Source organism: Shewanella sp. Sh95, from assembly GCF_001308045.1.
Lineage (GTDB): Bacteria > Pseudomonadota > Gammaproteobacteria > Enterobacterales > Shewanellaceae > Shewanella > Shewanella xiamenensis.
Genome location: NZ_LGYY01000234.1, coordinates 21209 through 32487 on the forward strand (window position 1 = coordinate 21209; position 11279 = coordinate 32487).

At 45.7% G+C, this 11279-nt stretch carries 10 protein-coding genes; 7 read left to right on the forward strand and 3 right to left on the reverse strand.

Annotated elements, in window-relative coordinates:
- Positions 1–4: 4 nt before the first annotated feature.
- The 3 genes from cybH to hyaA are packed head-to-tail and all read right to left on the reverse strand — an operon-like array spanning position 5 to position 3544.
- A complete protein-coding gene (cybH, locus tag AEA42_RS17105) occupies positions 5–679 on the reverse strand; it encodes a Ni/Fe-hydrogenase, b-type cytochrome subunit (RefSeq protein ID WP_037417952.1) in 675 nt (224 codons plus the stop codon).
- 21 nt (positions 680–700) lie between these two features.
- The gene (hyaB, locus tag AEA42_RS17110; RefSeq protein WP_055648375.1) at positions 701–2404 is read right to left on the reverse strand and encodes a nickel-dependent hydrogenase large subunit; all 1704 of its coding nucleotides are present in this window, start codon (positions 2402–2404) and stop codon (positions 701–703) included.
- A 3-nt stretch (positions 2405–2407) separates the two neighbouring features.
- On the reverse strand, positions 2408–3544 hold the full coding sequence (gene hyaA / locus AEA42_RS17115) for a nickel-dependent hydrogenase small subunit (protein ID WP_037427738.1): 1137 nt from the start codon (positions 3542–3544) through the stop codon (positions 2408–2410).
- Positions 3545–3892: 348 nt separating this feature from the next.
- Between hyaA and AEA42_RS17120 the strand changes: the two genes are divergently transcribed.
- The 7 genes from AEA42_RS17120 to AEA42_RS17150 all read left to right on the forward strand — a co-directional run bounded on the left by AEA42_RS17120 (position 3893) and on the right by AEA42_RS17150 (position 11265).
- On the forward strand, positions 3893–4360 hold the full coding sequence (locus AEA42_RS17120) for a TlpA disulfide reductase family protein (protein ID WP_037417957.1): 468 nt from the start codon (positions 3893–3895) through the stop codon (positions 4358–4360).
- A 3-nt stretch (positions 4361–4363) separates the two neighbouring features.
- The gene (locus AEA42_RS17125; protein ID WP_037427735.1) at positions 4364–4585 is read left to right on the forward strand and encodes a DUF4266 domain-containing protein; all 222 of its coding nucleotides are present in this window, start codon (positions 4364–4366) and stop codon (positions 4583–4585) included.
- 75 nt (positions 4586–4660) lie between these two features.
- Positions 4661–6007 carry a DUF3570 domain-containing protein gene (locus tag AEA42_RS17130; RefSeq protein WP_050991330.1) on the forward strand — a complete coding sequence of 449 codons (1347 nt, stop codon included), beginning with the start codon at positions 4661–4663 and terminating at the stop codon, positions 6005–6007.
- A 136-nt stretch (positions 6008–6143) separates the two neighbouring features.
- On the forward strand, positions 6144–7046 hold the full coding sequence (locus AEA42_RS17135; protein WP_055648376.1) for an FAD:protein FMN transferase: 903 nt from the start codon (positions 6144–6146) through the stop codon (positions 7044–7046).
- A 9-nt stretch (positions 7047–7055) separates the two neighbouring features.
- The gene (locus AEA42_RS17140) at positions 7056–7715 is read left to right on the forward strand and encodes a response regulator transcription factor (protein ID WP_037417965.1); all 660 of its coding nucleotides are present in this window, start codon (positions 7056–7058) and stop codon (positions 7713–7715) included.
- Positions 7716–7825: 110 nt separating this feature from the next.
- Positions 7826–9220, forward strand: a complete 1395-nt coding sequence (locus AEA42_RS17145; RefSeq protein WP_037417968.1) for an ATP-binding protein — start codon at positions 7826–7828, stop codon at positions 9218–9220.
- Positions 9221–9630: 410 nt separating this feature from the next.
- Complete coding sequence (locus AEA42_RS17150; RefSeq protein WP_037417971.1) at positions 9631–11265, forward strand: glucan biosynthesis protein G; 1635 nt, start codon at positions 9631–9633, stop codon at positions 11263–11265.
- Positions 11266–11279 lie beyond the last annotated feature (14 nt).

Below are 11279 nucleotides of genomic sequence, written 5' to 3' on the forward strand. Positions count from 1 at the left end.
ACTCCTAGTGGTGTGAGTCTGGTTTCGGGTAGTCGTAACCAGAGACAATTGAGTCAACTGAGTTATGTTTGAAGCGTATCCCTGACCAAACCGCCATATAGACGTGGATAACCACAAAGATAACGAATGCCCAAGTGAGGTAGTGGTGCCAAATTCTCACCTGTGCCAGCCCGCCCATTTGTGCGGTGATCCAAGCTGCACTGCTCCAAAGCATGCCACCTAAACCTTCATGGTAGACATTGGCATACAGTACGAGACCAGTAATACATATCACAAGCGCAACAAAGGAGATTGCTACATAGGTCACAAATTGCAGTGGCCCGTAAACGCCAGCTTTATGTAAATGTCCCATCCAAATGTAAGATTTTAGTTGGGTAATCCAGCTCTTAATGCTCATCACATCACGAAACGAGCGTCGCTCGATATCGCTACGACTGAAAAAATACAAGTAGAAGCGGGCCAAGGTGACTGCGGTTAAGATAAAACCGCAGATCAAATGGGCAAAACGGATCCAACCTTGTACTAATACATCCGTACTTTCGGGCGCCACAAGAAACGGCCAAGCAATATAGAATCCGGTGATCACTAGCACTAAAATCGTCAGTGCCCGTAACCAGTGGAAAATCCGTATCGCAGGACTAAAAACCAGTGTCCGAATGCGGGTTTCAGAATGGTTCATGTTGCGTTCCCTCCCTCGTTGTTATTGACCATTGGGGCTGACACGGAACTCGCTCAATGCCTGACCTTTAAAATCCATCACGTGTACAGAACACGCCATGCAAGGGTCAAATGAGTGAATAATACGTATCACCTCAAGGGGTTTAGTGGGATCTTCCAGTTTCAAACCAATCAGTGAGGCTTCATAGGGGCCTATCTTGCCATTAGCATCCACGGGACCTGCGTTCCAGGTAGTAGGCACCACGGCTTGATAGTTCTCAATGACACCATTTTTGATTCGGATCCAGTGGCTTAGCATGCCGCGGGGCGCTTCAATCATGGCGTGACCCACATACTCTTTACTTGGATCGATATGGGGTTTCACATAGGTGGTTTCATCTGACTGAATGTTTGTTAACAAGGCATCGAAGGTTTTCAGGCCTTCCTGCGCGACGATCACGGTTTGCAGCATCCGCGCAGCCGTACGGCCTAAGGTAGTGAAGAGTGCTTCTACTGGGAGACCTGTGCGTGCCAGCAAAGCATTGACGGCATCGACCACCACTTTATTGCCACGGGCATAACTGACTAATAAACAAGACAGTGGGCCCACTTCGACAGGTTCACCTTGATAACGAGGTGATTTCACCCAGGAGTATTTACCATCACCATCTAAGGTTGGCAGTTTGCCATAAACCGTATCCCGCTCAACAAAGCCGGTATAGTTTGGAATGGTGGTGCCATCATACGGATGTTGCGGCGCATCAGCATTGTACCAAGCGTGGCTGACATCTTCGGCGATTAGATCAGGGTTAATATCACTCACACCTGCTAAATCGCCATTCATAATCACGCCTTGGTCGAACATATATTCGCCATTAGCGAGCACAAAGTCATGGGTAGCCATGAAGTTTTTAACATTGACGCCGCCTAGCACGCTAGGCTCAGTACCAAAGGCTTCGGCTGCCATCACGATATCGGCTTGATAAGCACGCAGGATAAAGTCTGTTACGATTGCGTGTTTTTGCTTCCATTCTTGCAGACGTGCAGGGCTCAACATATCGCGTACAGAAGTCACGCCACCGACAACTAATGATTGAGGATGTGGCTGTTTACCGCCGAATATTGCAAGCATTTCGGCGGCAACTCTTTGTACTTCGAGGGCTTTAAGGTAGTGAGATAGAGCAATCAGGTTTTGTTCAGGGGTAAACTTATAGGTGCCATTACCCCAATAAGCGTTGGCGAATGGACCAAGTTTTCCTGTTTCGACAAAGCCTTTTACGCGCTCTTGCACAGCCCTTAATTCACCTTCGCCAGCGGAGATAGGCTTATCGGTATATTTGAGGGCGACTTGGGCGGCCTTAGCGGGATCTGCACTGAGTGCTGAAACCACATCGACCCAATCTAAGCCATGGAGATGATAGAAGTGCACTATATGGTCATGCATATAGAGCGATGTTTGCATCAGCGAGCGAAGATACTTTGCATTCAAGGGAATTTGAATCCCTAAGGCATTTTCTACCGCTTCGGTACCACAGCGATAGTGCGAATAAGTACATACACCACAGATACGTTGCACAATGAGGCCAACGTCCATAGGCGTACGGCCTTTGAGAATAACTTCAATACCACGCCATAATGTAGAGGATGACCATGCTTTGTTGATGACATTATTCTCATCAACTTCAACTTCGATACGTAAGTGACCCTCGATACGGGTGATAGGGTCGATAACAACGCGCTTGCTCATGGGTTATTCCTCCAGCGGCTTGGCAAAAATACTGGCAACAGCGTGGGCTCCAATGCCGACGACAGTCGCGCCTAAAATCACCGCACCGACGGTGTCTGCGGTTGCATCCAATCCATGGAGCAGTTGACGACCAAGGGGTTTCTCAAAGTCAGCCATATCATCCCAGAAATTAGGTTCTGAGCAGCCCATACAACCATGACCAGCTAACACAGGCCAACTGGTATGGTGATTGAAGCGTTCAGTGGGGCAGTTGTTATAGGTATAAGGTCCTTTACAGCCCACTTTATAGAGGCAGTAGCCTTCTTTTGCACCGTGATCGCCAAATTCTTCAACGAATTCACCGGCATCAAAACGGCCACGACGTTCACAGTTATCATGTACCCGTGCGCCATAAGCCCATTTTGGACGATTGAACATATCCAGTGCAGGTAATTTGCCGAACATGATGAAGTACATCAAAGTACCGACAATGTTCTTTTCACTTGGTGGGCAACCGCCTAAGTTAATCACGGGTTTGCTTACAACTTCGTGCACGCCCTTAGCCCCTGTGGGGTTCGGGTAGGCGGCTTGTACACCACCGAAGGATGCACAGGTGCCCACAGAGATAATCGCTGCGGCGCCTTCGGCGGCATGTTTGATAATTTCTAAGCCTGTATGGCCTTTACAGCCCACGGTCAAGAAGCTGCCGTTATTGGCGGTCGGTATCGCGCCTTCCACCGCGAGCAGGTAGCGACCCTTGTAGGTTTCTAAGGCGTGCTCGAGGTTTTCCTCTGCTTGCCAACCCGCAGCTGCCATCAAGGTTTCGTGATATTCCAAGGAGATATGATCGAAGATCAGCGAATCTAGGTTGGGGGTGTCGGCACGAACTAAGGATTCGGAGCAGCCAGTACATTCAGCCATATGTAACCAAATTAAGGGTACACGGTCGGCTAATTCGGCGGCCTCTGCAACTAAGTTACTAAAGGGGAGTGGTAGGGCGAGCATACCCGTTACCATCGCACTCCATTTCATAAAGTCACGGCGTGTGATGCCATGTTGTTGTAATTTATCGAGTAATGTCTGCTGTTGACGGGGAGCTAATTGGCGCAACGCATCTAAGCGCGCCTTTCCCTGTTCATAGAGGGCTGCATGTGTGTCCATGGGTCAACCTTTTGTTGTTGGAATGTAAATTGTTAAGGGTTTACATAATTGACACATGCAGTTTAGGCGCTAGGCACTAGAAAATTATTGATGCATATCAAGAATTTTTCAGAGATGTGATTAAACTGATTTTGACATTAAATTAACATGATTCAGATCTAATTTCGATTTTGCTAATGGGACAAAATGTCTCAATTTTAACATTTTTGCCGTTAGAGCTCACTTTCCAACCAATTGATGGCTCAGATGTCCATGTGGCATAAAGACTTTATTTATTCTTTTTAAGTTTAAGCAAACCTTAAGATTCAGTTAATAAATTCGAACTGTATTGTGATAAATGGATAGCCTATGAAAAAACTCGTGTTGTTCCTCGGATTATTTAGTGCAAGCGTACTTGCCGCTCCTTCACTTGAACACCTTGTCTTTGATGCACAAAATCAAACTGTTTCACTGAATGAATTTAAAGGAAAAGTCGTTTACGTCGATTTTTGGGCCTCTTGGTGTGGACCCTGCCGTAAGTCTTTTCCTTGGATGAATACCATGCAGCAAAAGTATCAAGAGCAAGGGTTAGCGGTGGTAGCCATTAACCTTGATACCGACAAAGCCCTTGCCGATGCATTTTTAAAGCAAGTACCAGCCCAATTTACGGTGCGCTTTAATCCTGAAGGCGATGTCGCACGTAGCTTCGATTTATTGGGTATGCCCAGTAGTTTTATCTTTAATCGCCAAGGCAAGTTAGTAAATCAGCATGTCGGTTTTTACCAAGACAATATTGCCGATTATGAACAAGAACTGGTGAATCTTTTGAAGGAGTGATCTATGCGCAAAATCACATTAGTTGCTGTCTCGTTAGTGATGCTAGGAGTGAGTGGTTGTTCAAGCTTAGGGGTTGAGCCTTGGGAAAGAGGGCAGTTTGCGCGTAGTGATATGTCGCTTGATAGCGAAAAGTTAGATCAGGCGTTAGATGATCATATTTACTTCAGTAAAGAAGGTAGTAGTGGTGGCCGAGCTTTTGCTGGTGGTGGATGTGGTTGTAACTAAACCTTAATTTAATAATCGTTAATACCTTAGGTTTTCGTCTAAATAAGCTTCAGTGACATAAAGGTGTTGTCAGCCATGACAAATAAGAACAATAAGTTAGACAAAAATGACTCGCAAATTGTGCAACTAAAACCGCAGACAAAACAGATCGCTAGCGCGTTAGCCTTAGCCAGTTGTGGGTTGTTCGCGTCCAATGGTCACGCAACCGAGCTGGCGAAAAATATCGATGACTGGAAAGTTGATGCCGCACTCATGTATTACGGTGAACAGGACAGAGTTCAAGCGATAGAAGCCATAGGTACGGCACAGAAAAACTTTGGCGATGACAGTGTACTTGACCTTAAGCTGGTGGTTGATAGCTTAACGGGGGCCTCGGCCTCGGGCGCTGTCGCTCAAAGTAACAGTCAAACCTTTACCCGTCCTTCAGGCAATGGCCAATATACCGTAGCAGCAGGAGAAACCCCGCTCGATGATACTTTCCACGACACTCGAGTGCAGGCAAATGCGAACTGGTCGCAGGTACTGAATCCCGATTGGAAGGTCAATGGCGGTGTTTATGCTTCTAAGGAATTCGACTATATGTCGATGGGGATTAATGCAGGTGTCGAGCGTGGCTTTAATAAGGACAACACTACGCTGTTTTTAGGCACCTCATATAGCTTCGATGTGGTTGACCCTGTTGGTGGCAGGCCTGTAGCGTTATCAACGATGGCGATCCGCGATAACTTTACCAGCGATGAAGCTTATCGCAGTGCATTTGATGCCACTCGCCAAACTAGTAGCGATAATAAACAAACTGCTGATTTGATGTTGGGTATCACTCAAATTCTTAATCAGCGTTGGTTATTGCAAGCAAACTATGGTTTATCGAGTGTCAGTGGCTATTTAACCGATCCCTACAAAGTCTTAAGTGTCGTAGACAATAACGGTACGACCGAGAATATCGTCTACGAGAATCGTCCAGATTCACGCTTAAAACACAGTTTTTATATGATGACTAAAGGCGCGCTCGATTCGGGAGTGGTCGATTTTTCCTATCGCTATACTACCGATGATTGGGATTTAACCTCACACACCTTAGAAACCCATTATCGTTATTACTTCAGTGGCAGTTTTTATGGTCAGTTGCATCTTCGTTACTATCAACAAGCTGCGGTGAATTTCTATCAACCTTTTTTGATGGCGGAGTCACCATTGCCTGAGTTTGCTAGTGCTGATTACCGCATTGGGGATATGAGCGCCTATACGGTAGGGGTTAAGTTTGGTCACCGTTTGTCAGGCGGACATGAGATGACATACCGCTTGGAATACTATCAACAAGATCCGAAAAACAATGGCACCGAGCTCCCTGGTCAGTTGCAAAACTATGATCTGTTCCCGACTCAAAAGGCGATTACTGCACAGTTTAGTTATTCTTTTTAAAGCTAAACTGTGCTAATTAGTTCACGTTATTACGGTTTGAACTGGGCAACTGAGTTGCCCAGTTCCTGTATGTAAGACTTGTATTTAACCCTGTCATTGGTGAAGCCACATTAAGCGCCACCATAAGGAATGCGAAATGCCATCATTTTCTCCAAGTGCGCCATATCGACTCCTGCGCCGTGATTGGGGATTCTTGGGGGAATTTAGGGCAATGGCCAGCCCATGCGAGCTACTCATTGCCAGTCATGATGAGAGTATTGCCTACGATATGCTCGATATGGCAGCTCGGGAGGCGTCTCGCATCGAGCAAAAATACAGCCGTTTTATTGAAGGTAATTACCTGTGGCAGTTGAATCATGCTCAAGGCAAACCAGTGACTATCGATGAAGAAACCTGGCAACTTTTATCCTTTGCGAAACAATGCTTTGAGCTTAGTGGCGGGCTATTTGATATTTCTGCTTGTCCATTGATGCAAGTGTGGCGTTTTACTCCGGACGCCACTCTGCCCATAATGGCTGATATCGCCGCAGCGCGATCTTTAGTGGGATTTGAACGCCTTGAATTTAATTCACACGAGCTAAAAATCCCCACGGGTATGCAACTTGATGTGGGGGGGATTGCAAAAGAATACGCGGTTGACAGCGTGGCCTATGAACTGGCGGAATCCTACCCTAATATTTCGGTATTAGTGAATTTTGGCGGTGATATTGCTTGTCCTGTAGCGCATTCAGTCCCATGGCAGGTGGGGATTGAAGATCCGCATCGCCTTGATTGTGCAGCCAAAGTGCTCGCTATTACACAAGGTGCTTTAGCGACGAGTGGTGACACAAGGCGTTTTATTGAGGTCGATGGCAGGCGTTATGGGCATATCATTGATCCACGAACCGGATATCCTGTGCGCGGTGCGCCACGGTCGGTGACCGTTCTTGGACCCAATTGCGTTACCGCGGGAATGCTCGCCACCATGGCAATGTTGCAGGGTGAGCAGGCAGAAGCCTTTTTAACCGAGCAATCGGTTCAGTTTAGTCTTTTTCGATAGGGCATCATCATGCGTATCATGTTAGTGGAAGATAATGAGTTACTGGCCCAAGGAATTTGCCTCAACCTTGCCAAAATGGGCATGCAGGTGGATCACTTAAGTAGCTATCAGCAGGCGTTAGTGGGAATAAAAAATGAAACCTTTAGCGCTATTGTGCTTGATTTAGGTCTTCCCGACGGTAATGGTAAAGAACTCCTTAAAACATGGCGTTCGCAGGGTGTATCGATTCCCACCATAGTGCTGACCGCGAATACCGATTTTGATACTAAATTGGAGTGCCTAGATGTCGGAGCCGACGATTATTTAGGTAAGCCCTTCGATGTGCGTGAGTTGGCGGCACGTATAAGGGCAATTGTGCGCCGTCAATATGGTCTAGACCATAACAGTTTAAATATTGGTGCATTAAGTATTGATCTCAACACGCGAGAAGTGATTTTTCGCGATCAAAATGTGCCCCTTTCACGCAGAGAATTTCAATTATTACTTGAACTTGCTCAGTCGGCTGGTCGAGTGTTAACCCGTAATCAGCTGGAACAGCTCACCTATGGCTGGGATGAGGTGGGCAGTAATTCAATCGAAGTCCATATTCATCATTTACGTAAAAAATTAGCTAATGAGTTAATTAAGACCGTGCGCGGAATTGGCTACACCCTTACGGAACTGAATTAGCCATCTTGCAATTTATGCAAGGATTTAAGTGACAAACTCGACGTTTATCGGTATGAAGTAACTGCTTTATAAGACAGGTTTACACTCATACAAACGACGGGGATAACGGGTTGAATCGACTCAAGGTGCTGGATGTGTACTCTTTACGCTTGCTATTAACCTTGCTAATGCTCTCGGGGATTTCGGTTTCAGTAGGGATTTCAAGCTGGTTTAGCACTCGTGATGCGAAGCATCAAATTGAAGAATTATTTGATGCTCAAATGTTGCAAACCGCAAAAATGCTCGAGTTGTTCTACCATGAAGAAGCCGATTTTAAGCTTCCCCAATCACAACCTCAAGTTCTCCACGTTCCGGACAGTCAAGTCAGTAGCTTTGCTGAAAAGGCTGACGCACTTAAGCTTGCCTATGAACATAAACTGGCGTTTCAGATCTGGAGTGAAGCGGGGCAGGCGTTGGTTTTTTCAGACAATATTGGGCGCGAACCGATCACTAAATTTGTGCAGGGCTATAGTAAAAAAGTATTCGAAGGGGAGCTGTGGCATGTGTTCAGCTTTTTTTCTGTTAAATATAAAGTGTGGATTATCACGGCTCAGCAGGATGAAGTGCGCCAAGAGTTGGTTTCGCAAATTATGCATAACGCAGTAATAGTGCCATTAATTGTGGTACCGTTAACCCTGTTTATCGTCAGTTTACTGTTTTATATTCTATTTCGGCCGCTAAAAACCCTTGAACGGGAATTAATGGCACGCTCACCGAACGATCTCACACCGTTAGCTATGTCATTACCTAAGGAATTAGTGCCAGTTCGACGGGCACTCAATCAGTATATCAGCAGTATTGCACACTTCATTGCCAGAGAGCGCCGCTTCAGTGCCGATGCCGCCCATGAGCTAAAAACGCCATTATCTGTGATTAAGTTACATCAACAGGGGTTAGAGGGATTAGTCGCAGATGAACCTGCTCAGCATATCCACCTTGCCGCGATTGATGCTGGTGTTAAGCACATGAGCCATACAGTAGAACAATTATTGTTGCTCGCTCGTGTCGATTCGATTGCCGAGTTGAATGTGCAATCCCATACCTTGTTATCTATGGTGGAGGATACGCTCAACCAACTGATGCCCCTGATCACTGAATATGAGTGGAATATTGACGTGGATGCCGGATTATCCATTATGTGTGACCGTTTTTATATGCTGGTGGTTTTAAAGAATATTATCGAAAATGCTTGTAAATACAGCCCAGTAGAATCTGAAATTAGTATTAGTGCAGCGCAAACCACCACAGGCGTTGAAATAAAGATCGCCGACCGTGGTCAAGGGATGACAAGTGAGCAAATTGCGAATGCCACCGAGCGTTTTTACCGTGTCAATGAAAATGAAGGTATAGGTGCGGGATTGGGATTATCCATTTGTCAGCATATTATTGGCTTACACCAAGGCCAACTAACCATCACTCCCCGTGAAGAGACTGGTTTAGTCGTCAGCCTATTTTTGCCTCGATAGTGTTAAGAGTGTAAGTCAATGAAGTCTCTCTCTGAATCACTTTTTGTATGCTTAGGCTCGCATATTAGCGACTATCACCTAAGATTATTGTCGGTGGCCAGTTTGTAAAACTAACTGATTTTATGTTCATTCTGGGAACTTGGCAGCACTTTATTAGCCTTTGTAACTTTTAAAGATCAATTTGGTATGTTAATTCGAATTTGATATTCTTTAAAGGTATAAGTATATTGCTAAATAGTATTGTGCAAAGGGAGTTAACTGCATCTTTATTTATGAGTTTTTTACTCCTTCTGATATCTTTCGCGATGTGTAACAGTCGGTGTTTTTTTTCGCTCAAACCGCAATAAAAAAATGTCACTGTACATATAAAAAACGTTGATTTCTTAGTTTATTTTTAGGTTACCTATCCTATGGTTAGCTTGTTGCGTTGCCAATCGTTTAAACCTTCTTCACTCATTTGCTCACTGGCGCTTAGCGCGGCGTTCGCCTTTTCGGGCACTGCATTTGCTGATGAGACCAAGCCTGTTGAGAATAAACCTACCACGCCCGTGGTGAGTCCACCCAAGGCAACTGCTCAGCCTGCAAACAAAACGCAAGTAAGATTCACCAAAACAGGCACCTTTGATGGTGAAACTGTGGTGAAATTGGCGCGTAAATTGGCCTCTAAGCCCTATGTCGTGTTAAAAGATCCACTGCCTGCTGGTCTTGCTAAGTTAACCTATGATGAATACCGCGATATTCGTTTTAACCCAGTATCGTCAATTTGGCGCGATCAAGGTTTACCGTTTCAAATGCAAATGTTTCACCGCGGGTTTTATTTTCAAGATTTAATTGAAATTGCCATCGTTGAAGCAAACCAAGCGACCCACTTAGCTTATGAGCCTAAGTATTTCACTGCGGGTGAGGTTATCTCTCAAGCATTACCTAATGATGATATCGGCTACTCAGGGTTTCGTATCCATAACCAATTAAACACTAACGGTATTTTTGACGAGTTGATGGTGTTCCAAGGCGCGAGTTATTTCCGCGCCTTAGGTAAAGGTAACTCTTATGGTTTATCTGCCCGTGGTTTAGCATTAAAAACTGCTGATCCAGAAGGTGAAGAGTTTCCGATTTTTCGCGCTTTTTGGGTTGAACGTCCATCCTACGACAGTAATCTGATCGTGGTACATGCGTTGCTCGATAGCCCGAGTGTTGCAGGTGCATACCGATTCTCGGTACGTCCAGGTGATAACACCCAAATCGACGTTGAAGCGACCTTATTCCCTCGTGTCGAATTAAATAAAGTTGGACTGGCACCTAGCACCAGCATGTTCCTGCATTCATTAAACGGTCGCCACGATACCGATGACTTTAGACCTGAAGTCCATGATTCAGACGGTTTATTGATGTTCAACGGCCGCGGTGAGCACCTATGGCGTCCATTGGCAAATCCACGTCAATTGCAGGTGAGTGCGTTTTCTGATAACTCACCACAAGGCTTTGGTCTTATACAGCGTGAACGTAACTATGCCTCTTATCAGGATCTTGAAGCCCAGTATGAGCGTCGTCCAAGTTTATGGATTGAGCCTGTGGGCAACTGGGGACAAGGTGCGGTTGTTCTGACAGAAATTCCAACAGAATCAGAAATTCATGATAATATTGTGAGCTTCTGGAAGCCGCGTCAGCCTATTCCTGCTGGTAGCGAATATCACTTCGCTTATCGCATGAGCTGGGGCGATGAACCAGTTGCGAAAACCAATTCTGTCGTGGTAAGTCGTACTGCAAGTGGTCGTGCTGACATTGCTAAAGCGACCCCTAGACGTTTGTTTGTCGTTGATTATCATCTAAATGGCGCTATGCCTGATGAGTTACCACTCGCGAAGGTTGAATCTTCTGGTGGAGTAATTTCAAATGTTGTCATCGCGCGTAATGCGGCAAACAATGGTTATCGCCTCGCGTTTGAGTTAGAGCCCGAAGATAAAGACCTTATCGAATTGCGTGCTGAACTCAAGTTCTCTACACCGCGTCAGGTTGAAACCTGGCTCTATCGCTGGACGCTTTAAGGTCCATGACGGAG

Coding starts and splice junctions, on each gene's coding strand:
- hyaB (WP_055648375.1), bottom strand. CDS start 2,404: ATGAGCAAGCGCGTTGTTATCGACCCTATCACCCGTATCGAGGGTCAC.
- AEA42_RS17130 (WP_050991330.1), top strand. CDS start 4,661: ATGACAAATAAGAACAATAAGTTAGACAAAAATGACTCGCAAATTGTG.
- hyaA (WP_037427738.1), bottom strand. CDS start 3,544: ATGGACACACATGCAGCCCTCTATGAACAGGGAAAGGCGCGCTTAGAT.
- cybH (WP_037417952.1), bottom strand. CDS start 679: ATGAACCATTCTGAAACCCGCATTCGGACACTGGTTTTTAGTCCTGCG.
- AEA42_RS17120 (WP_037417957.1), top strand. CDS start 3,893: ATGAAAAAACTCGTGTTGTTCCTCGGATTATTTAGTGCAAGCGTACTT.
- AEA42_RS17150 (WP_037417971.1), top strand. CDS start 9,631: ATGGTTAGCTTGTTGCGTTGCCAATCGTTTAAACCTTCTTCACTCATT.
- AEA42_RS17135 (WP_055648376.1), top strand. CDS start 6,144: ATGCCATCATTTTCTCCAAGTGCGCCATATCGACTCCTGCGCCGTGAT.
- AEA42_RS17140 (WP_037417965.1), top strand. CDS start 7,056: ATGCGTATCATGTTAGTGGAAGATAATGAGTTACTGGCCCAAGGAATT.
- AEA42_RS17125 (WP_037427735.1), top strand. CDS start 4,364: ATGCGCAAAATCACATTAGTTGCTGTCTCGTTAGTGATGCTAGGAGTG.